Origin of the sequence: Bacteroides sp. NSJ-48 (assembly GCF_014287405.1) — a bacterium.
Classification (GTDB): domain Bacteria; phylum Bacteroidota; class Bacteroidia; order Bacteroidales; family Bacteroidaceae; genus Bacteroides; species Bacteroides stercoris.
This window is the reverse complement of sequence record NZ_JACOOD010000058.1, coordinates 1-21,093: the sequence shown is the minus strand read 5'-3', so window position 1 is coordinate 21,093 and position 21,093 is coordinate 1. Positions and strand designations below refer to the sequence as shown.

Annotated in this window: 31 protein-coding genes and 1 tRNA gene; 24 read left to right on the top strand and 8 right to left on the bottom strand. The window is 47.5% G+C overall.

Annotated features, from left to right (window positions below):
* Positions 1-544 precede the first annotated feature (544 nt).
* Positions 545-638, top strand: a tRNA-OTHER gene (locus tag H8S52_RS18035).
* Between the two features lie 345 nt (positions 639-983).
* Here H8S52_RS18035 and H8S52_RS18030 read toward each other — a convergent pair.
* Positions 984-1,376, bottom strand: a complete 393-nt coding sequence (locus H8S52_RS18030; protein WP_186910330.1) for a hypothetical protein — start codon at positions 1,374-1,376, stop codon at positions 984-986.
* 57 nt (positions 1,377-1,433) lie between these two features.
* Positions 1,434-2,105 carry a helix-turn-helix domain-containing protein gene (locus H8S52_RS18025; RefSeq protein WP_186910329.1) on the bottom strand — a complete coding sequence of 224 codons (672 nt, stop codon included), beginning with the start codon at positions 2,103-2,105 and terminating at the stop codon, positions 1,434-1,436.
* A gap of 136 nt (positions 2,106-2,241) precedes the next feature.
* On the opposite strand from H8S52_RS18025, the gene H8S52_RS18020 reads away from it, so the two are divergent.
* The 22 genes from H8S52_RS18020 to H8S52_RS17915 all read left to right on the top strand — a co-directional run bounded on the left by H8S52_RS18020 (position 2,242) and on the right by H8S52_RS17915 (position 13,543).
* Positions 2,242-2,769: a hypothetical protein gene (locus H8S52_RS18020; RefSeq protein ID WP_182411313.1), complete on the top strand. Its 528-nt coding sequence runs from the start codon at positions 2,242-2,244 to the stop codon at positions 2,767-2,769.
* Between the two features lie 6 nt (positions 2,770-2,775).
* On the top strand, positions 2,776-3,045 hold the full coding sequence (locus tag H8S52_RS18015; protein WP_118154111.1) for a hypothetical protein: 270 nt from the start codon (positions 2,776-2,778) through the stop codon (positions 3,043-3,045).
* A 2-nt stretch (positions 3,046-3,047) separates the two neighbouring features.
* Positions 3,048-3,230: a hypothetical protein gene (locus tag H8S52_RS18010; protein WP_118154109.1), complete on the top strand. Its 183-nt coding sequence runs from the start codon at positions 3,048-3,050 to the stop codon at positions 3,228-3,230.
* 105 nt (positions 3,231-3,335) lie between these two features.
* Entirely contained in the window at positions 3,336-5,465 is a 2,130-nt protein-coding gene (locus tag H8S52_RS18005) for a hypothetical protein (RefSeq protein ID WP_186910328.1), read from the top strand.
* Positions 5,466-5,500: 35 nt separating this feature from the next.
* Entirely contained in the window at positions 5,501-6,397 is an 897-nt protein-coding gene (locus tag H8S52_RS18000; protein WP_118154106.1) for an AAA family ATPase, read from the top strand.
* On the top strand, positions 6,394-7,065 hold the full coding sequence (locus tag H8S52_RS17995) for an ATP-binding protein (protein WP_117859246.1): 672 nt from the start codon (positions 6,394-6,396) through the stop codon (positions 7,063-7,065). Before H8S52_RS18000 ends, H8S52_RS17995 begins: the two co-directional genes overlap by 4 nt.
* Positions 7,052-7,525 (top strand): hypothetical protein, encoded by a 474-nt coding sequence (locus tag H8S52_RS17990; RefSeq protein ID WP_151870907.1) that lies wholly within the window; start codon positions 7,052-7,054, stop codon positions 7,523-7,525. The genes H8S52_RS17995 and H8S52_RS17990 overlap by 14 nt, the downstream gene beginning before the upstream one ends.
* Complete coding sequence (locus H8S52_RS17985; RefSeq protein WP_186910327.1) at positions 7,522-8,130, top strand: helix-turn-helix domain-containing protein; 609 nt, start codon at positions 7,522-7,524, stop codon at positions 8,128-8,130. Before H8S52_RS17990 ends, H8S52_RS17985 begins: the two co-directional genes overlap by 4 nt.
* Before the next feature lie 2 nt (positions 8,131-8,132).
* On the top strand, positions 8,133-8,417 hold the full coding sequence (locus H8S52_RS17980; protein ID WP_151870881.1) for a hypothetical protein: 285 nt from the start codon (positions 8,133-8,135) through the stop codon (positions 8,415-8,417).
* A 21-nt stretch (positions 8,418-8,438) separates the two neighbouring features.
* Positions 8,439-8,963, top strand: coding sequence for a host-nuclease inhibitor Gam family protein (locus tag H8S52_RS17975; protein WP_186910326.1), 525 nt, complete (start codon positions 8,439-8,441; stop codon positions 8,961-8,963).
* Positions 8,947-9,129: a hypothetical protein gene (locus H8S52_RS17970; RefSeq protein WP_151870883.1), complete on the top strand. Its 183-nt coding sequence runs from the start codon at positions 8,947-8,949 to the stop codon at positions 9,127-9,129. The genes H8S52_RS17975 and H8S52_RS17970 overlap by 17 nt, the downstream gene beginning before the upstream one ends.
* Positions 9,126-9,446: a hypothetical protein gene (locus tag H8S52_RS17965; RefSeq protein WP_186910325.1), complete on the top strand. Its 321-nt coding sequence runs from the start codon at positions 9,126-9,128 to the stop codon at positions 9,444-9,446. The genes H8S52_RS17970 and H8S52_RS17965 overlap by 4 nt, the downstream gene beginning before the upstream one ends.
* A gap of 12 nt (positions 9,447-9,458) precedes the next feature.
* Positions 9,459-9,632, top strand: coding sequence for a hypothetical protein (locus tag H8S52_RS17960; RefSeq protein WP_153881349.1), 174 nt, complete (start codon positions 9,459-9,461; stop codon positions 9,630-9,632).
* Between the two features lie 53 nt (positions 9,633-9,685).
* Positions 9,686-9,919 (top strand): hypothetical protein, encoded by a 234-nt coding sequence (locus H8S52_RS17955; protein WP_151870885.1) that lies wholly within the window; start codon positions 9,686-9,688, stop codon positions 9,917-9,919.
* Between the two features lie 554 nt (positions 9,920-10,473).
* Positions 10,474-10,761, top strand: a complete 288-nt coding sequence (locus H8S52_RS17950; protein ID WP_255470119.1) for a hypothetical protein — start codon at positions 10,474-10,476, stop codon at positions 10,759-10,761.
* Positions 10,758-11,018 carry a hypothetical protein gene (locus H8S52_RS17945; protein WP_151870887.1) on the top strand — a complete coding sequence of 87 codons (261 nt, stop codon included), beginning with the start codon at positions 10,758-10,760 and terminating at the stop codon, positions 11,016-11,018. Before H8S52_RS17950 ends, H8S52_RS17945 begins: the two co-directional genes overlap by 4 nt.
* The gene (locus tag H8S52_RS17940) at positions 11,015-11,242 is read left to right on the top strand and encodes a hypothetical protein (RefSeq protein ID WP_151870888.1); all 228 of its coding nucleotides are present in this window, start codon (positions 11,015-11,017) and stop codon (positions 11,240-11,242) included. Before H8S52_RS17945 ends, H8S52_RS17940 begins: the two co-directional genes overlap by 4 nt.
* 20 nt (positions 11,243-11,262) lie before the next feature.
* Complete coding sequence (locus H8S52_RS17935) at positions 11,263-11,901, top strand: HNH endonuclease signature motif containing protein (RefSeq protein ID WP_186910324.1); 639 nt, start codon at positions 11,263-11,265, stop codon at positions 11,899-11,901.
* A 21-nt stretch (positions 11,902-11,922) separates the two neighbouring features.
* Positions 11,923-12,351: a hypothetical protein gene (locus H8S52_RS17930; protein ID WP_118154074.1), complete on the top strand. Its 429-nt coding sequence runs from the start codon at positions 11,923-11,925 to the stop codon at positions 12,349-12,351.
* 18 nt (positions 12,352-12,369) lie between these two features.
* Positions 12,370-12,789, top strand: a complete 420-nt coding sequence (locus tag H8S52_RS17925; RefSeq protein WP_186910323.1) for a hypothetical protein — start codon at positions 12,370-12,372, stop codon at positions 12,787-12,789.
* Positions 12,790-12,794: 5 nt separating this feature from the next.
* On the top strand, positions 12,795-13,013 hold the full coding sequence (locus H8S52_RS17920) for a hypothetical protein (protein WP_117907346.1): 219 nt from the start codon (positions 12,795-12,797) through the stop codon (positions 13,011-13,013).
* A 191-nt stretch (positions 13,014-13,204) separates the two neighbouring features.
* Positions 13,205-13,543, top strand: coding sequence for a hypothetical protein (locus tag H8S52_RS17915; RefSeq protein WP_009122607.1), 339 nt, complete (start codon positions 13,205-13,207; stop codon positions 13,541-13,543).
* Positions 13,544-13,545: 2 nt separating this feature from the next.
* Here the strand turns inward: H8S52_RS17915 and H8S52_RS17910 are convergent, their stop codons facing one another.
* From H8S52_RS17910 to H8S52_RS17885, 6 genes are all read right to left on the bottom strand, one after another.
* Positions 13,546-13,995 (bottom strand): hypothetical protein, encoded by a 450-nt coding sequence (locus H8S52_RS17910; RefSeq protein ID WP_151870893.1) that lies wholly within the window; start codon positions 13,993-13,995, stop codon positions 13,546-13,548.
* Positions 13,992-14,468: a phage virion morphogenesis protein gene (locus H8S52_RS17905; protein ID WP_255470118.1), complete on the bottom strand. Its 477-nt coding sequence runs from the start codon at positions 14,466-14,468 to the stop codon at positions 13,992-13,994. Before H8S52_RS17905 ends, H8S52_RS17910 begins: the two co-directional genes overlap by 4 nt.
* A 201-nt stretch (positions 14,469-14,669) precedes the next feature.
* Complete coding sequence (locus H8S52_RS17900; protein WP_186910322.1) at positions 14,670-17,255, bottom strand: DUF935 family protein; 2,586 nt, start codon at positions 17,253-17,255, stop codon at positions 14,670-14,672.
* 11 nt (positions 17,256-17,266) lie between these two features.
* Complete coding sequence (locus H8S52_RS17895; RefSeq protein WP_151870895.1) at positions 17,267-17,692, bottom strand: DUF1320 domain-containing protein; 426 nt, start codon at positions 17,690-17,692, stop codon at positions 17,267-17,269.
* A gap of 23 nt (positions 17,693-17,715) precedes the next feature.
* The gene (locus tag H8S52_RS17890) at positions 17,716-19,335 is read right to left on the bottom strand and encodes a hypothetical protein (protein WP_151870896.1); all 1,620 of its coding nucleotides are present in this window, start codon (positions 19,333-19,335) and stop codon (positions 17,716-17,718) included.
* 4 nt (positions 19,336-19,339) lie between these two features.
* Positions 19,340-19,783, bottom strand: a complete 444-nt coding sequence (locus tag H8S52_RS17885; protein ID WP_186910321.1) for a DDE transposase family protein — start codon at positions 19,781-19,783, stop codon at positions 19,340-19,342.
* Between the two features lie 167 nt (positions 19,784-19,950).
* On the opposite strand from H8S52_RS17885, the gene H8S52_RS17880 reads away from it, so the two are divergent.
* Positions 19,951-20,970, top strand: coding sequence for a peptidase (locus tag H8S52_RS17880; protein WP_225982421.1), 1,020 nt, complete (start codon positions 19,951-19,953; stop codon positions 20,968-20,970).
* Positions 20,971-21,093: the final 123 nt, after the last annotated feature.

The following is a 21,093-nucleotide window of genomic DNA, read 5'->3' as shown; positions in this document are numbered from 1 at the left end:
GTCGCTGCAAGCACTTGGCTATGACGGTGGCGAATCTTGTCGTAATACATCAATTGAACTTTTTAGGCCACAAAGATAAGTCAAAGAACGCTTTAATCAATTATTCGATATAAACTCTATTATATAGAACTATTTTAGTAGAAAAATATACTGTTTAAAGTGTTTAGAAAAAGCGAGTATCTATTCAATAAAATTAAGGTAAGCAGTAATAATAATAAGAGGAAATAATAGAGTGTCGAAATGTTAAATAGTGAGTTGGGCATACTGTTGGGCATACTAAGTTGGACATACTTTTATGTGTAAATTATTTACCTGTGAAAAAGTTGGGCATACTTTTTACTATGTTTTTGAGGTATGTTTTTTATATGATGTTTCCTTTTAAGTTATGTTTTTAGGCGTTTAAATAGACATTTATAGGGGGATAGTATAGTTCTTTTGGTAAGTGATACGGTTGTGCCTCTTTTATAAGTACTTGATTTATAATAGATATTTATAAAATAAATGCTATTTTAGCATCATAAACGCGTGCGCGTCACAAATAATTGGCAGTATAGCTCAGTTGGTAGAGCGCAGATATGCATACGTGATGATACATGTGTGCAGTTCTTTTGTCACAAGTTCGAGTCTTGTTGCTGCCACAATGGTTTTTGAAGGTAGAGACGAACGTTCCCACTATTCAGTGCTCCGTCTGAGGGAATTAAACGTACGGAGATTTTAAGGTAATTGATTGATTGTTGATGGAAACGCTCCCGGTGATTGTGCCGGGAGCATTATTTAGTATGAAAATAGATATTCCCATTATAAAAAGAAATATCATCCGCGAGGTTCTCTATTCACACAAGGAACTTCCACGGTATCAGCATGCACTCGAAATCCTGTTTTGTGCAGTAAACGGATATGAACCTATTGATGGATATATAAGTGACATCGAAGATGCAGGATATCGAGAGCTATACACTAAAATATTGAAAAAAGTCAACGAGCTAAGAGCAGGCCTTCCAAGTACCAATAATACCAGCAATACCTGCGAGTAAACTTATCCAATTTGCTATTTTCTTATTTCTATTTTTGCGTCGCTGTTCTTTATATAGTTGAGTGAATGTATGTTTTCTTATAAAAGAGATTCCTTCAGGTAAAATAAAAAAGACTCCATCTTGAGATGATAACAATTTCCCTAATTCAAGTTTTTCCAAATCACGTCCAGCAGATATATATTCAGTTTTATCATTTGGGCTTGTAGCATGGAGTATTACAGTTTGATTACTCTCTGCAGCCGCCAATAATATTTTATCTAATAGTGCAGCCCGTTCTTCGGTCATGGTCATTACAACTTTACGTTTAAATACTAATTCCCCGTTTTCGTCTATCTCGTACATATTTGCTGCTTGTTTAATATATCCTTATTGATTTCCTCCTATTCATTTTACCGTTATTTAAAAGAACTTGCGGATACTACCTAAAACAGCAAATACCCGTCGAATCATCTCGACTGGAATTTCTTGTTCACAGAATTCAGGAGACTTATTTGCCGGAATAAGACGTACAAATCCTTTTTGAACACCCGGACGAATACGTTTTACCGTACGGTAATCATCTGTAATTATACCATATATTTCTCCGGCAGGAAGGTATTCTATGGGAGATTTAACCTCTTTCAGTGCTATTACGTCTCCATTGCTTATCTCTGGTTCCATGGAATGTCCGGTAAGGTTACACCACATTACTCCCGGCTTGTTATATGGAGGATAGTTTATATAATAGTCCGGCAGTTGCGTCTGGTCATTGGAAACAAACTCAAAACCACCTATGAAATCTACATTATAATAAGGAGCACCTTTATATTCTTGGTTGATACTGGGGAGTGGTTCTGGAGTTGACACATCATTAGTACGGAGCATAGCACCTTCACCAGTAAGAAGCCAATCAAAAGAAATATCAACGCATTTTGAGTATATTATATCTAAGTCAAAACTATCTCTTGCGTACCAACTTGAGATAGTTGTAGGAGCAACTCCCAAAAAAAATGCAAGTTTTGCATTGTTTTTTAGTCCATAATAGGACTTTATTCGGTCTAAAACCCCTGCTTTATTAATTTTTTCACTCATATTGCGTATATTTCTATTGAAAAACTTGTTTTAAACGCATATTGCGTATATATTTGCAGCGTAATTAGTGATTTGCAACACTAATAATCGTTTACAGCGGATAAAGATAATCATTATACTTTAAATAATAATAAGTATGGAAAAGGTTTTAGAACACGTTTCGGAGAACTTATCGGTTGAGATATTTCCGGATGACAAGTTTGAATTCTTGATAACAACAAATGAAGCAGCAAAAGGATTTGGAATTAATCCCTCCTCTTTACGTTCTCAGAAGCACGACCATCGTGATGAATTAATAGAGGGGAAACACTTCATTACGAGCGTTGGAATTTCCAACGCAGGGTGTAAATCAGGCGGTTATCTTCAAAATAAGCAAATTCTTTGGACTAAGCGCGGTATTGTCCGTCTCGGCTTCTTCATCAAGTCTGAACGGGCGAAAATGTTTCGTGACTGGGCAGAGGACTTAGTAGTAAACAAGATTGATGAAGCATACCGGGTGCAATCACAGGTACAGCAGCTCTCCCTCTTCCCGGAACCGGTGAAACGCAACCATAACCGCCTGACAAAGGAACGGCTGGTGGATATACTTGCCGATGTGGCACGGATAGAGGACAAGGAACTGCGCCTGACGCTTGTAGATAAACTGACAAACATTAAAGCATAAAAATATATGAAGAAGATTGACTGGGAAGATTCCCGAAAGAAAACTGCCGCTTATGAATATCTGGTAAAAGTATTCAAGACCACTAAACCGAGTGTAAGCCTTGCCATGAGCTTCAAACGGAACAGCCTTGAAGCGGCGCGGATGCGGCATGTAGCTATACATGAACTTGGAGGACGGCTATTGAGTGACGAGAATGTGACTGTTTCCCCAGTAAAGATACTGGACTCTCATGGAAATGTGAAATCAGTAATAACAGACGATTCGATAACTTTATAATTATGAAAACCTGGAGAACAATTCAAAAGATTGCCGTAGCTGTAGGCATGTCCTACGGTCTGTGGTTGGGAACAAATGTGAACGCAACAGATGCGGACAGCCGCAATGCGTTTGTAATTATCGCATTATCGGCCATCATAGCAATATCACTTATGCCGGATAAGACGGATACCGCAACTGTTTAGGAACGGTTTGTTCAGCAAGCCGGAGTTTCCCTTATCATGCGGAAGCGGCCGGCTCCCCGGTTCGATGCCGGGGCTTGCACAAATAAAAGAGAAAAGTTTCTGATTATGGAAATGTTTGGAAAGACATTATGTATAACGTTTGATGAACTTGTTCGTAGTGGTATTATGAGCAAATCTAATTTTGATAAACATGTTCGTGAACGTAAGTTTCAGGTTTTACAGAAAGGTGGTAACGGACGTAAGGTGCTTGTGGCTTATGAGACCCTTTCGGATGCACTTCGCTCTGTTGTAGAAAAAAAACTGCCTGATATAAAAAAACAACTCAAAAAAGGACAAATCAACCCTATGAATATCCGCCTGAAAAGTGATGACAAGGCTGTGGAATTCTACAAGACCTATACTCCCAAGATTTCCATAGATCGTCAGAAGGAATATGTACTCAACGCCAAAGTGATGAATGCCATGATAGTACAGGAAACGGGGCTGCAGAATAAACACAGCGAATACGGCTATACGCACAAAAGCCTTGTACGCAATACCGTCATTTCCTTATGCGAGGAGCTTCGCAAGTCTTTCAACCATACGCTACCGAAAAGCGAATCCCGCCTGATAGAAAAGTTCAGGGACTACAAGAAGCGGGGTTACGTGGCGCTGGTAAGCGGTACTACCGGCAACCAAAGCGCCCGCAAGATCGGCCCCCGAGAGGGACGTATCCTGCTGCGGTTGAAGCGGAGCAAGTTTCCTGTATATACCGACATGGAGATATTCGACGAGTTCAACCGTATTGTGGCGGAACGTAATGCGCGTGTCATCTGTGAGGAAGACAGGCTGAAACCGGTAGAATCCCCCCAGACAGTCATCAACTACCTCTACAAGACCGGCATCAAACTGTGGTGGTATGGTGTGGTGCATGGTGAAATCGCCTTCAAGAACGAGTTCATGCCGCAATTTGACACAAAACTTCCGCAGATGCCCAACACATTATGGTACGGTGACGGTACGAAACTGAACCTCTATTACAAGGACTACGACAAGAAAAATAAACGCATGGTGGCACGCACCATTGATGTGTACGAGGTGATGGATGCCTGCTCGGAAATGTTCCTGGGCTACTCCTTCGGTGCGGAGAACTTCCTCACACAATATGAGGCCTACCGTATGGCGCTGGAAACGTGGAAGGTCAAACCTTATGAGATAGTCACCGATAACCAGGGCGGGCACAAGAAGCCGGAAGCACAGGCCTTTTTCAAGAAAATATGCCACCTGCACAAGACCACCATGCCTCACAACGGCCAGAGTAAGACCATCGAAAGCGCTTTCGGACGTTTCCAGCAGCAGGTGATGCACAAGCTCTACAACTATACCGGCCAAAACGTGACCGCCACCAAAGAGAGCAGTCATGTCAACATCGACCTGATAATGAAAAACATCTCGCAACTCCCTACTCTGGAAGAGATGAAAGAGCAATATCTGAAATGCCGTCTTGAATGGAACAGTATGCCGCATCCCACTAGTGAGACGGGGATGACCCGTATGGAAATGTACACGGCCCTCAACAGCCCGAAAGCCGAACAGCTGGACGAATACGAGGTGCAGGAACTCTTCAAGCTCCTCAGCAAGGACAGCGTGAAGTACGGCAAGCAGGGATTCGTATTCAGCCGTAACAACAAGGAGTACCGTTACATGGTCTATGATGAATCCGGACAGGTAGATATGGGTTTCCACATGCAGAATGTGGGTGTCAGTTTCCGCTACAAGTACGATCCCATGGACATGACCTCCGTAGAACTGTGGGAAGTCTGTGCGGGCGACAGGCTGAAGTATGCCGCTACTGCCACCCCGAAAGTCGTCTTTCATCGTGCTACCGCAGAACGCAGTACGGAGGAGAGCGAACGGCTCTACGCCCAGATACGCGCCCAAAAGCGTGCTCTTGCCGGGCACTATATCGCCTGCGAGGAACTGTTGCTTGAGGAGAGCATAGGAGAAGCCTACACCAAGCTTGTGATGCCCCTTCCGGTGGGTGAATCACAGAAGAGCATGGAGCGGCAGCGTGAACAGTACGCCAACGAGGAGCTGAAAGCCCCGGTTGCCTATCCTGAAGGTGTCGGACCGGGAACTTATGAAGCCGAACCAGAGGAAGAACCTGCGGGCATCGCCTCCCCGGGTGAATACACCAAGCAGGTTTCCGGCATGACTGAAGCTGAAATGTACCTGTCGTTCCTCAGCGATAATTAACCAGTATTCAATAATCAATTAAATACCATTCAAAAATGAAAGAACTCAGTAAACAAGACAAAGACGCCATACGTGACGCACTGTTGGAATATTGCGGTAACTATCCCAGCCAGAACCGTGCCAGTGAAAGCCTGAACGGTGTCAGTGCCGCAACCGTATCACAAATATGTAATCAGAAGTACACCAGTATCAGTGATGACATGTTCAGCCGTATAGCCGCACAGATCGGTTTCAGTATGGACCGTTGGACATTGACAGAAAGCAATGCCTTCCAGCGGATTACTTTCGCGATGTCAGACGCACAAGCCTACAAGAATACCACCTGGGTAGTGGGTGATGCAGGTTGCGGCAAGACGACCGCCGCCATCGAGTACCGCCGCACACACCGCAATGTGTTCTATATCCTTTGCTCTGAAGATATGAAAAAGAGCGATTTTGTTCGGGAAATCGCCAAACAGGTCGGCGCTCCGGTGGACGGGACCAACCTGCGTGACATTCTGGAATATGCCATTTCCATGATAGCCTTTCTTCAAAATCCGCTTATCATTTTTGACGAAGGAGACAAACTGACGGACAGTGTATTTTCCTACTTCATCAGCATATACAACCGTCTGGAGAATAAAGCGGGGATCATCTTTCTTTCCACCGACTACATTAAGCGCCGGGTGGAAAATGGCCTGCGCTATAACAAGAAAGGTTACAAGGAGATAAACAGCCGTATCGGCCGCAAGTTCTTTGATGTGAGTGCCGCAACGGAACAGGATGTGTATGCCATCTGCCGGGCCAACGGGCTGACAGAGCCGACCGAAATAAAGCGTGTACTGCGTGAGGCACAACAGGGGGAATATGACCTTCGCCGGGTGAAACGGGTCGTACATGCCTGCAAGCGCATATTGGAAGCCAGACGGATGAAAGGAGGTACGGAACAATGAGTGAAGCGGTGAATGATGCCAGGACCTTTGCGCGTAATGCCAAAGGGGTACGTGAACTGCTGTCCATGAAATTTGATACGCTCCCATTCGAAGGTGAATGGTACGACGCTTTCGGTACTCCTGAAAGCCGGGGGGTATGGATAGTCTGGGGGAAGTCAGGCAGCGGGAAAACCTCTTTTGTAATGAAGCTTTGCAAGGAATTGTGCAAATATGGTCGTGTAGTTTACAACAGTTTGGAGGAAGGTATCAGCCTGACCATGCAGAATACCGTACGACGTAGCAACATGCTGGAGACAAACCGCCGTTTTTTATTGGTCTGTGAATCGATGGACGAGCTCAGTCTGCGCCTGAAACGCCAGAAATCACCGGACTTTGTTGTAATAGACAGTTTCCAATATACGTACATGAGCTTCCCACAGTTCCTTAAATTCAAAGAACAGCACAGAAACAAGCTGCTTATCTTCATCAGTCATGCCAGCGGTCAGAATCCGGACGGGCGTACAGCCAAGAAGGTTTTGTACAACGCCTCACTGAAAATCTATGTAGAAGGCAAACGTGCTTTTTCCCATGGCCGTTTCATAGGCCCGAAAGGATACTATGATATCTGGCCGGAAGAAGCGGAAATTTATTTCGGAGAAAAACCGATTTTGAATGATGAAAACGAATAAGGATAAACAGATCAGTGTCCAGCAGCTCAAAGCTTTGCACGCCACTTTCCACCGCATCGGTATGGATGACGATGCCAGGCATGGATGCATCTATGAATTCACTTCCGGACGTACGGTAAGCAGCCGGGAACTGACGATGCACGAGGCGCGGCAGCTGTTGGAAAGGCTGAACCCACCGGATGAAAAAACAAGGGCGATGCAACTGGCGGAAGCGAAAAGTGTGTTCCGCGACATCTACCGCCTTTCTTTCATGATACCGCAGCTCAATCAGGGTTTCACCAGTGACAATGAAGACGAATACCGGATGAACGTTGCGAAGCTCAATATGTGGGCGAGGAAATACAGCAAGGCGCGCAAGGATGTTACCGCCATGAAACTGTGGGAGTTACAGGATACCAAGAAGCAGCTGGAAGCTTGGATGCGGCGTGAGGAAAAGAAACAGAAAAATGAAACAATATGAGAACGAAAAATGAAATCAAACAGGCTGTGGCGATATTGACTCGTAAAGCCGACCGGCTCAGTCTTGTACAGGCCGAGGTATTGCAGGGCAGCATGACCGAACAACAGGTATTCCAGAAATACGTCATGGAAGTTGCAGAAGAGAATCGTGACGAAGAGATGTTCTTCGCCGCCCGCGATGCCGCCCGGTTTTCTGCCGGACATATCGGTCTGGAAGAACTGATACCGGATGTACAGAACATGACAGCGGCGGACTTTGCCGCCATCGGAACATTAGGTGTAGTAGACGAAGAGGGTGATACGATAATGCTCTCACGCAAAGAGTTCAACCGTTTACTGGCCCGCATCGAACGCCTGGAACATTGGACAGGTTTACGCCGTAAAGCTGCTCCCGGTGATTGTACGCCTCTTCCATTGCCCGAGGATGCCGATATGGATGACCTGATGAAACAGAACGAGGCCTGCCGTTACCTCTCATGCGGCAAGAATACAATCAAGGGCTATGCCTCCCGCGGACTGGTACACAGTTATAGGAAAGGAAAGTTCACTTATTATAGCCGCCGGGAACTGGATAAGAAAATCAGGAAACTTCGCGATACATTATAACCATGCCTGCCGCCTACAACACCACCGAACGTTACCGGGAATTGGAGAACCGGCTTTCCGAATGCCGCGGACGCATCAATATCCTGGAAGAAAAACTGCTTGGAAGTCCCGTTCCCCTTCCGGTGGCCGAATTCGACCGGTTGCTTGACGAGTACAGGGCCGAGCAGATACGACTCGCCCATCTGGAACAGGAACAGGAGGGAAACAGCACTCCGGCCAAGACGGCAGCCGCTAAGGAGCGCTGGCGCAAGCAGAACCGGGACAGAAGAAAGAAATTACATTATTAACCCTATAAAAAAACATTTATTATGGCAAGAACAAAGAAAACAGTAGTCAGCGGTATCACCCGCGAACAGGCAGAACAGGCATTCGCAGACTTTGCAGCGGCCGACGCCAAAGTACAGAACCTTACCTCAAAAATGGATATTGAGATGACGCGTATCCGCGAGAAATATGCGGATCAGTTGGCAGAGCTGTCTGCCACGAAGGAAAAGAACTTTGACATCATGCAGGCGTACGCCGTAGAAAACAAGGAAGAACTATTCTCCAAGCGGAAAAGCCTCGAGAGTGCTCATGGCGTATTCGGTTTCCGTACCGGCACACCGAAGCTGAAGAACCTGAAAGGTTTTACCTGGGCAGCAGTAACCAACATCTGCAAGGAATTGTTGCCGCAATATATCCGTACAACGGACGAGCTGGCAAAAGACAAGCTGCTGGCTGACCGGGATAACCCGAAAGTTGCTGAGTTTTTCCCGAAGATCGGCGTACAGGTTGTACAGGAAGAGACTTTCTATGTGGAGCCCAAAAAAGAGAACGATGCGCAATCTGCCTGAGGAGTATTACGAATATCGGCCGCATGGCAGGAACTGGGTGGTGTACCGTATCCGGCGTGACGCCACCGGTTCCACTGGGACCAAAGTCGGGCAGTTCCTCACGAAAGAGGAAGCCCGGCGTGAGGTCTACCGGTTGAATGGCTGGAAACAGAATATAAAGAAATGAAGAAACAAACTTGGAAAATGCACTTTTTACATGGCGTGCCATGTAAATGGGATGGAGATGCCTATAATGAAGAAAGAGAAAACTATGTATTTGAAGCTGACTTGTACATAGCAGGCTATGAGCGTGGACGTTCTTCCGCCGTTTTAATTCTTGTCCCCTATGAGGACAAAGATAAAGGGTGGCGTGAGCAAAAGATAAGGTATCAGGTATTTATGAGTGACACTGAAGATATTATTAAGAAAATGGTAAAAGGCAGAATTAAAGGTTCTTTTACGTGGGTGAAAAAAGGTGCAAATTATGGGATTCAATTAGCATAAGTAAAAACGGTAATGAATAAAAAAGAAGTATTTGAAATGGCGGAGAAATATTCAGGTAGAACTATTTCTCAAGTAGATTATATGGCTGGCTTTCAAGTTGCTTGCAACATTGTAAGAGAGAAACTTGAAACTTCCTATAACGAAGAGTACTTATACCTCGGTATTTTACCGGAATTTAAACAGTAATTCAAAACTGATAAAACTTGAACCTAATGCTGTATAGGTAAGCGTAGTATATTATGAGACTTATAACTAAGAAAGAGAATCAGGCTTTAATAATTGAAGGACAAGAAAAGAAGCATGAATATTTATTTAGCATAGAAGCTATCGGAATAAAAACAAAGGAGGATATTGAAGAGGTAATTCATCAGTGCAGACTTGTAGAGAATCAGCTAACTGATGAATCAACCATTTTTTCAATTTCTGATAATGGAACAGTAAATTCCGTATCAGACAATGCCCAAAATCTTTAGATTGAATAATCTAACATACCCACATTGAGGGCATAAAACTCCAGCTAATGGCATGAATGACATTGGACCTCCTATATTGTAGGAACTTCCCGAATGCTCAACTGATGTTAGCTGGTATTCATCTGGTTGTAAGCTCATTTGTCCATTAAATCCACAGTTAGGACATGATGGAGCAATTTTTAATTTGCTTGACAGCTTGTTAAGCTGTTCTTGAGTTAATTTCATAGGCAATAGAATTTAAAATTTGACAATATCAAAATTAAGAATAAAAAACGAAAGGGCGTATCCATTTCTGCAATAATTTTAAAATTTGACACTTTAGTTTTATTCGGATGCGCCCTTTATTCAAAATAATAAAGTAATGAGTGAACTCAGACTAATAATTAGATGGATACTATCCCCTTTATGGTTAGCCATATTCATTGTTTATTTGCCTATATGGTATATACAAATGAGCTGGTACTATTTTAGCTTCCAAGATTATTGGAGTGCCTATCTGATATTATGGGATAGAGTCATGCTGTTTATGAAACTAAAAACAAAATTAAGAAAGAATGATGGCAAAGATAACTTACAAGTCAAGCATCCCCAATGACAAGCCGCTCTGGCTTCTCAAGCTCCAGCTGTCGGTCAGCCAGCTGGATGCCACCGGACTGAAGGGAAATGAGCAGGATTTCCGTAACCTGAAATCATTCATCGACGCTGAAATCCGTTCGTTAATGGAAAAAGGAGACATCCGCCGCAGCTTTGTGGAAACCGAACTACGGCAGGATGAAGGCAGGACAGTGATACATATCTTCCGTAACCACATGATTGTCCAAACCTATTATATCGAAGCATGAGTGAGAAGAAAGATATATTGGTGCTCAGTTCCCCGAACTTCGGTACCGGTAAAGAAACCATAGGCTACTATACAGGGTATGCCTGTGGTTACTGTCACGGTAACGGCTGGTTCTGGAATCCTGAAATTATCCATGAACGGGTAAAGATACCCTGTCCGAAATGTGGAGGAACCGGACATGTAAAAGGTATCGTTACAGTGGAATGGGTTCCGGACGGGGAGGTGAAAGCCTGTTTCAGCAAAAAGCAGGAGATATGACACCGCGCATCCCGATAAAATATATCGTCCAAATAGACAACTTCCATCTGGGCGAATTCATCTTCTACTGGAACTACTACGGCCAGCCCTGCCCACTTCTTCTGCAAAAGCCCAAGACAGAGGGCCTTACCGCCATCAGGCTGGTGGTCGACAGCGATGAAGCCGCCAGTTTCCTTTTAAGGGCAAAGGAGAAGACAGGCTGCAGGCTGTATACGGTAAAATAACTTTCAAAACCATAGCAATCATGAAAAAGCATATCTACACAGAGGCCGAGAAAACTGAAATTACCCGGTTGTACCCTCACTGCTCAACAAAAGAAATAGCCCGTCTCTTTGGAATATCGGCCGCTTCCGTTTACAACCTTGCCGACCGTCTGGGACTCAAGAAGTCTCCGGAGTATTTGAAAAAACTGCGGAGTGAGATGTCAAGGCAGCTTGCCGACAGTGGAACGGCACACCGTTTTCCAAAGGGGCACGTGCCGGCCAACAAAGGCAGGAAAATGAATGCCGGGGTATATGCTAAAGTTTCGGCCACCATGTTTAAAAAAGGGCACATGCCCGACAATACGCTTTATGACGGTGCCGAGAGTATCCGTAAAGACAAAAACGGACACCGGTACGTTTATGTGCGTATCTCTTTGGGGAAATGGATACCAAAGCATGTGCTGTTATGGCAACAGGCGCATGGCCCGGTTCCGAAAGGCTACAATATCGTTTTCCGCGACGGCAATACGCTGAACTGCACACTTGAGAACCTGGAATGTATCAGCAATGCCGAGCTCATGCAGCGTAATAGCCTGCACAACCTGCCCGAAGAGGTAAAGGAACTCGTATATCTGAAGGGGCGCCTTTCAAGGGCTATCAATGAATCGAACAATCAATAACCAACCAATAAACAATCAATAATGAATACACTCGAACGTCTGCAGGGAATGGTGAACAAGCCATACCTGTACAGGAATGAAGAGGTCGTCGTACTGGGTTACTGCGAGGGAACCGGTGATGACGGCGATGAGGTGGAAATCTACCTGAACAACGGCAAGACGCTTGTCTTCAATTACATCAATCTTCCGGCTAAATTGGAACAGTTCAAACCCGTTACGACACAAGTCATCGTACTTGCCAACAAACGGCTGGATGCAGTATCAACGGTGAACCCCGGTATCATCCAAAAGCTCCGTGATACGGTACTTCAGCAGATTGAGAATGTCAAATCCTCTCCGGAGCATGTCAGCCAGGCAAAGCAGGTATTCCAGGGTGTGAACACGCTGATAAACCTTGCCAAAACGGAACTGGAGTACCGGAAATTCGTGAACGGGATGGAAGGCGATTGATTTAAAACCAAATAGAATATGAATAAGTACATGGGCTGGGTGCTTTACGATGAACCTCCTGAAGGTTTCTCCATTGACAGACATACCGGTTCGCCCCTGTCCGGATATGATTTCTATACGAACGGGAGAAGTATTTTAAACGGTGGAATAAGAATCCTTGTAAAAGCTTCGGGTGTTCCCGTTGACAGTATGACAGCCAACCACCCTCCCGCAAGAGAATCCGTCCCCAAGGGCAAAGAGCCCAAAGAGGGCCCGATGATCAGCCGGGAGGTACGTCAAAGGGTAAACGCCTTTGCCCGCGAGAGCTTCAAAGTAAAGTTGCTCCAGGAAATAGAGTTTGACTTGCTGGTGTGCCGGTTGGAAGGATGGAACATGGAAAGCTATGTCTGTGAGATTAAAGGATTGATTGATGATATATTTCAGAAAATGATAAAATAAAAAGTATGGACAACGAAAAGAATTTCAAACTGACGGGCCCTGAGCTCCAAACCGAACTGCTTAAACGTATGAAATATCGTGAAGAAGCGAGGCGATGCGGTAACTGTAAATATTATTATCGTACCATGAGTTTAGACAATATATCCAAATGCTGCCTGATTCCTTTTATAGACCTGAATATACATGAGGACGGGTATTGCGGTTATTATCAACAGACAGAGTGAGACAGTGCCGTTTAAGCCCTGTAAGGAAGTGCAGCCGCTGCAAGTAATCTTGTAACGGCTGCTTTATTTTCCCGCCTTAGAAAGCGCCGTAATATTTGATATGGCGTTCTTTGTTGCATATATGTGTCATACTACGTATCTTTGTATCAGGTTTTCAGAGTATTCAGGGGTTACAATTCATTTTTCAGGATATGGGCAGTCAGTTAGAACTTTTTCCATGCGGCAAGCTCGGTTTCAACGAACGGTGCGGCAAACTTTCAAGCACTCCGTTGCGTCGCAGCGCTGCGAGTCGCGGCGAGCGTATCCGCCTGCGTAACCGTGTGATGACCGCCCGCCTGTACTACTGGCGCGAGATTATGCGCCGCCGTCTTGACGACGTGATGATCATCCTCGCGGAAAACGAGTTCTTCGTCGACGAGCGTACCATCAACAACGCCTGGCTTGAATGCGCCGACTTCTTCGAATGGCTCTGCAGCACCCATGCCACTGTCCGCCAGCTCCGCCGTATGTTTCCCAGCTGGAAATGGTAACCTTATATATTGTCTATAAAATCGGCTGTATATACAACCTCATAGACTTTGAGCCCGTCCGGTCTCTTCTGCGGTCTGCACCGCGCTCTTCTGAATGATTTGGCGCAGTTCTCCATTTTGAATCCCTGTACCGCCCTATGCAGCGCTTCTACCATATCGAGCCTTGCGAAAGCCGTCTCCTGCACCTGCAGTGGCTTGTTCACATTGAACGAGGCACAGTCGTTAAAGCCGATTTTCAGCTCCAGGGAAACCTGTACACGCTGCATTCCGGGATGTGCCGCCGACATGTTTTCCGCTCCCGGATAGCTGAGTTCCACCAGGCAGCACGGGAATGCCACAGGCGGCCGGCTGTCCTGGAAATCCAGCTGCCCTTCGTCAGCATCCACCCAGCGCAGTTCCGGCACTTTTTCACGAATACGTTCCATTACTGTTTTCAAGATTTCTTTTTTCATCGTTCCATTGTATTTTTAAACAGTTGTTCCACATCTTTTTTTATGAGTGTTTCCAATTCATGGCTTTCTCCCATGAACCGGCGGCGGGGTACCAGCATTTTCCGGGTGTGCTGTTTCACCACGTACGGCTTCCCTTTTTGGGACACACGTTCATGGCTTCTTACCACTACGCTGCCGGAGAATCCCTCGTTATGGGCACGTGCATAAGGCACCCTGTCACCACCGGCGGTAATGACCACCCTGCGGGCGTTGATCTCGTCAACGTCGATACTCTTACGCAGGGCTCCACTCTGTACAAGCAGTGTCCCCTTTCCGGGCTTGTATCTTTTACCCCATGGCTTCCATGGTTCCCCGTCGAACGCCTTTTCCGAGAAACGTTCCAGGAAGTACCGTTTTGCAGTGGAAGCCACCGCTTCGGGTACCGCCTCTATGGCTTCTTTCACCCTTTGTTCCAATTCCTTGCTGAAATCCATTGCTTTACATTTTAAAATGGTTATATTTGCATCGAAGTCCTGTCCTGACGGGGAGACAACACGCATCCAACACCCCGGGGGTGCAAGGGGGATTTGCAAGGTCTGAGAATCGACAGCGCCAGGCAGGATCAGCCCCAAGAAGGAGTGCAACACCGGCCATCCAATCCGAACGGGCGGAGGAACGACGGCATCGTTCCACCTTTACGGTTCGGACGGACGCGAGGATGCGCTCCGACGCTTTTTTATCAGCAGCCCCCTGCGGCGTTTGTCCCATATCTCCTTTTTAAGGTTTACTTTCCGGTTTCCCGGTGTGCGTGTCTGCATGACATACCAGGTCTTCAGCACCAGCTTTTCCCCTTCTATCCGGTAGTTTACGGCCAGTACCTCATCCCTGTAGTATTTCAACAGGCAATAGGTATCAAGCAGGTCATGCTTTATCTCATCATTGAGCCACACCTCGTCCGGGGCGTGCAGGGTTTCCAGCATGGCATCCCAGTATCTTATGCGGTTGTCCCGTCCCTTGCCTGCAGTATGGCTGTCGAACTGTTTTTTCTCGACAATGACTTTCCGGCCATCATAATCCGTCAGTACGATTCTTCCGTCTTCGGCGTATGTTTCCCATACCTCCTGTTCACTCCGCCCACTGACAGGGATATTTCCTGAAGCGTCCCTCTTCATGGCCTGTACCCCGGGCAGGTTCCAGCGTTCGGCGGTCATGTCCTTCAGATAGGACGATGCCTGCTGCGGGAACTTGCGGATGTACATCTGGTCGGCTGTGAATACCTGTGCCGAGTCACAACGGTTCACTCCCCAGCCTTGCGCCTCGGCCTTTTTCCATTCGGCCGTTTTCAGGAAGCCGTCCACACGCCGGCGCATCTCTTCAAGATCGACCTTTACCTGGTGCTTCATCCGTCCGGTCACGAGGCACCTGCAGGCCCAACCGTTCGGCGGGTATATTTTGTTCCATCGCGGGTCATTTTCGGGCAGGATGACCCCATGAAGCTTCATGTGTTCCTCACGTACCCTGCCGTCATTCACCGTCAGGTACTCCCAGAAAGGATATACCTTTTTCCTGGTCCGCAATTTCCGGTAGGTAGACATACCTTCGGCTGTGAGCACCGCCGTTTCGTATTCCGTCCTCTGCCAGGTCTTGTTAAACACTTCGGTGGTTTCCTTTGCCCTGCGGTGAAACTCACCAAAGTTTCCGCTTTCCCGGAAGAGCCTGTTCAGTTCCTGTATTTCCGCCAGCGTCTTGGCAGCGGAGAAATGGAACAGGTTCTGCTCCATCGCCATACGGAACAGGTCATCCGACAACTTGTAGGCCACGTCCACATCGGCATTTCTCGGTCCTTCTTCAAATGCCGTTCGAACAGCCTTTAAAAAGTCTTCGGCAAAGAACCGGAAAAGCTCCGGACTGAAACCTGCCAGTTCACCGTTCCATACGGCAGCGATGAGCCTTTCATCCAGGGGGGAGGTATCACTCATGCGGATTATGCCAGCCCCGCCCGGATGCGGGGCCGCCACGAAAAAAGATTTTATCCTTTCCCAAAGCGTACGTTCATCGGCATTCTCCACCGTTCCTACGGGTGTACCATTCCTGACCTGTGGTTTTACCGCTTTGGCCGGCCGGTCATCATTTCCCGTATCGGCTGGTGCCCCCATGAACACTTCCTCCCCGTCCTTCGGTTCGGGGATGCCGTATTTCTCATAGCCGTAACTGCGGGGAATAGGAATCATCGTAGAGAGCGTTTTCAGGTCACTTACGGTAAGCTCGTCCTTCTTGTCCACGAATGAGAACTTTCCGCCATGTACCGGATATCCCCTGCTTTCAAGCAGCGGTACAAGGTATTTGTTCAGCATGCGTATGACAAAACGCCGGTCGCTGCGGTGTTTCTTCTCCTGCACTTCCAGATGTACCTTGCTCTGCGAGAGCGACGCACCGTCTTTGGTGGTCATGGTCTGTCCCAGTACGGTTATGAGTATCTCCTCGTTGCAGGCATTGCGGAAATCGTTATAGAGCGCCCCGTTGCTGCTTCCGCTGAGTGTCGTCTGTTCCACGTCACTCTCTTTCGGGATGACAATGTACGGTGCCGATCCCGCTTCCTCGAATGCCTGTATGAGAAGCCTCCTGCTTTGTTCGTCCATGCTGTTGTACTTTCCTATGCGCTGCGGCATCCCGAAGAGTTCCACGAACTGTGCCCAGTCCCCGAATCCCCCGCGCTTGTATATCACATAGGGAGCCACTTTCAGCAAGAGCCCAAGGTCATTATCCTCTCCCCACTGTATGATCATACCGTCATCGCTGTAACTGATCCCGTCCGTATCGTACTGGCGCCGCAGTATCAGCTTCTCTTTGGGACGTATGTGCTTGCGCGGTATGCTGTTGAAGTCGAACCCGTTCACGAAAGAATATTCGTCTACGGATATTCCCCAGAAAAGGCTCCACATGATCTCTTTCAGCTGGTTCTCGAACTCCACAGTATCTATGAGTTCCGTTATCCGTGGTACTTCCTTCCTGTTTACCGTAAAGTTAATATCGCAGTCGGTTATCGCCTCTATACGTTTGCCGATGGCATCCGTCACAGTCCCGTCCATGAGTATGTCCTCATACAGGTCGTACAGTTTGCTGCGCAGCCCCATGTCAGCCGCCCTGAGCGCACTTTTCCATGTGCCTATGTCGTTTATTCCCCTGTGCACGGGCTGCACTAGTATCTGATTGTATACCGGTGTTACGGCCTTCCTGGACACAGGTTTTTCCTGCCGTTCTTTCCTTTTCCTGTTTGTCATAAAGTTTCCGTTTAAAAGTGGTTGTCACGTTTCCTGTTGCTTCCGAATGCTATTTCCCCGCAGCACCTGCACTCTTGCCGTCCCGGCTGCTCCGGTGCTGCCGGCAGGTTCGGGTTCTGCCTGTTCTGATTGTTCCTGAGCCATTCAATGGCACGATCGTAGCGCTTTTCGCGCATTTCAATATCCACTCCGGCGTTACAGATATTACAGAAGTGCCAGGCGGCTATATCCTTTACAAAGAGCAGCAATATGGGATTGCGTTCCTTTCCCCTGGCGGCGAATATCTTTCCTGTATCGTACTTGGTAAGATATCCCTGTACCTCCTCTATGGCGGCGTCTATGGCCGACATCATCGCCGCATCATCGCCATGGCTGATGGTATCCATATCCTCCTCATAGATGTGGGTTGTCATTTCCTCTACTTCCAAATAAGCCATATATTTTTATTTTTAATGGTTTGTCACATTCTTTTTTTGTTATGGGGGCGTCTTCCTATCCAGTAACTTCCGGCTTCCATGTGGGCGTTCAGCTGCTGGCACATGTAATATCCCCCTTCAATGGCATCCGGTCCGTCTGCCGGTGCCGGCAGTCCGTCGTCGAACAGCCTGAACTGTTCCTCCAGCCGCTGCATGTCCGGATTGTCCTTCTCCCGTATGTTGAAAACGAGCCTTCCCGCCCTGTTCAACGGTTCCAGGTTCCCTTCTATACGCACGAATTTGTCGGGTTTGTCACGCCCGTCGGGTGAGATACTGATGTAATGTCCTTTTTCCTTCCCTTTTGCAAGGAAAAGAGGAACGAATACCTGCTGGTAGAACGGATCCTGCAGTTTGTTATTCTCTATGTAGTTCCTCTGCTGCGTCCTTTCCCTTACGTAGTCCCGCTGATAGTAATACCAGTTCACGAACTCGTCGTTGGTGACATGCCGCAGATATCCGGTATATACATACAGCGTTCCCTCGTATAGCCCCATGAGAAAATTCGCCTTGAAGGAGTTCTTCTTCGCCTTCTTGCCGGTGGTGTTGCTCGGTGCCGGGTCCCCGTAACTGACAATATATTTGAGCTTGCCTATGGGCGGGCATTCTCCCCAGCGTATCTCCTTGAAGTAGGAACCCTCCACCACCGGATTATTGAAACACTCCTTCTGCCCGCTGGCGAGGCTCACCTGTGCCAGCACCTCGTCTATCGTCTCCTCAGTGTTCTTTTCCGGCCATACGGACGTTCCGAACTGGTAATCCGCCTGCGGATCGGGATTATTGATATCCACCATGCGTATATTGATGATATCCCAGTTTCCGATAGGCTTCTCCCTTGCTGCCAGTTCCCTTGCCTTGTTACCTGCACGTGAGACGCAGCAGTCCTTTGCGATGACGTTCCCCGTCCAGACGGTAAGCAGCGCCTCGCTGATGGAGCGGGTGAAGAACAGCGCCTGCTCGAACCAGTTCCATTTGTTGTTCACTATCTCCGGATTGCGGCATTCCTCGTCGGTATCGTAGTCATCCATGAGCAATACGTCCGGGCGTACCTCGTCCATTTTGACTCCGCGCGGTGACTGTCCCCAGCCCATCGCCATGAACGACACGCGGGTGCTGAGGGTGAAATAGTCCTCCGTCCATTTGTCACCGATGAGGTTGCCGTAGAAATATTTCAGCCGCTCGTTCGCCTCGAACTGCGCCCGGTACTGGTTCAGCAGCTTCCTTGCGCCGTCATTGGTCGCCGAGGTCATGATGACGCACCGCTTGTTTTTCTTCACGATGACCAGGTACAGCACGATGAACATCACGATGGTGGACTTTGCCAGCTCACGCGCCCAGCTCAGCACTTCGTACCAGTTCCCGTCGGAATGCCCGATGATGCGCCTGATGGCTTTCTTCTGGAATCCTGCAAACTCGTATTTGGCATATCTGTAAAACATGAACTTCGCCCATGCTACAGGGTCCGCTTCCAGTTCGCGCAATTTCCTTGCCTTTTCTTCTCCGGTCATGGTGAAGTCTACGGCGGTCTGTGTACGTATCTGCCTCAGGGTTTCTTCCCAGTCGTCGGAGAGTGTCCTGTTGTTTCCTGTCAGTCTCTTTTTTGCCATGGCGTTACCTTAATTTCTCCTTTACAAATTCGTCAAAATAATAACTCAGTTCGATTGCCTTCTGCGGGTCACGCTTGCGCAGCCAGAAAAGGATCTGTTTGCTCACGCTGATGATATCGGCTATGCCGTAGTCCCCTTCCATTTTGGCGATGGCGGCGGAGAGTTTGTTGATGGTGTCGGCTTCGGCGGAAGTGGCATACTTGTCACCACGCTCGGCTATGACCTTGTTCATTTCCGCTATCTGCATGTAGAGATTGCGTATCTGTTCCTCCCGCGTGGTGGTGACGGCCGCCCGCAGCATTTCCCAGTTACCCTCCTTGCTCCACTTACTCATGGTGACAGGGCTGACACCCACCTTTTCGGCTATCTGCCTGCTTTGCAGTTCTCCCTGCATGTAGAGCATCTTCGCCCAGTCCTTTTTCTGTTGATTCGTTAGTGTCTTGGACATATTTATTCTCTTGATTATTACAGTACAAAGTTAGGCAGCGCATACCGATTAAAATAATCCGCCTGCAACAGTTTCCGTCTACAGGTAAACAGTTTCCACTCGGTAGGAAACTGTTACAGGGCGATTTGCACACCTTCTTTTTATCCCTGAATTTTGCAGCAAACAAAATGAGAAAAGCAATGGGCAAAGCATATACATTCTGTGTACATGACGAATCCGTAAACACTTACGGTTTCCGCATGCTGACTTCGGGGGCCAACCTGGAAGAATTCAAAAAGAATCCCGTGGTACTCTATAACCATAATGACTGGGAAACCCCGATAGGGCGCGGTGAGAACGTGCGTGTGGAGGACGGCAGGATTCTGGTGGACGTTGTATTCGACGAGGAAGACGAAAAAGGACGTACGATAGCCGGCAAGGTGGAGCGCGACTTCCTGCGCATGGCCAGTATCGGCACCTGGCCGCCTGAAGAGATCAGCGATGATCCCGCATTGAAACTTCCGGGACAGACGGGACCCACCGCCACAAGGTGGACCATGCGGGAGGTGTCTGTCTGCCCCATAGGTTCCAACCACAATGCCCTTGCCATGTATGACCGCGCGACAAACAAACGTATAGACTTGTCTGACAGGCAGGCGCTTGTCAGGCTGATGGATAAGGAATTCAGTATTAACCATAAAAGAGAGAACAATATGAGTTATTTGACACAGATGTTGAAACTGTCGGATTCCGCATCCGACCAGGCTGTCCGGGAAGCCGTACAGGACTTGATTACCCTGCGTGACAACCTGCAGGTCGAGAACGCCACGCTCAAGAGCGAAAAACAGACACTGCAGGAACGTGTGACAGCCTTTGAGACGAAGGAGAAGGAAGCCAATAAACAGAAAGCCGTCGCACTGGTGGACGCGGCAGTGAAAGACGGGCGCATTGACGCCAAAGGACGTGACAGTTGGCTGGAGGACTTTGCCGTTGATTTTGCAAAGGCCGAAGTACGCCTCAGTTCCATTTCCGTACGTCAGTCCGTCAGTTCCCAGGTACAGACCGGGGGAAAGGCCGGAGGAAACGTGCAGCTGGCAGACATGTCTTTCAAGGAGATCCTGGAGAAGGATATGCTCAAGGAACTTAAAAAGGACAGGGACCTCTACCGGGAGAAGTTCCGTGAAGCCTACGGTAAATACCCGGAATAATCATTAGAGTTTATATCGAATAATTGATTAAAGCGTTCTTTGACTTATCTTTGTGGCCTAAAAAGTTCAATTGATGTATTACGACAAGATTCGCCACCGTCATAGCCAAGTGCTTGCAGCGAC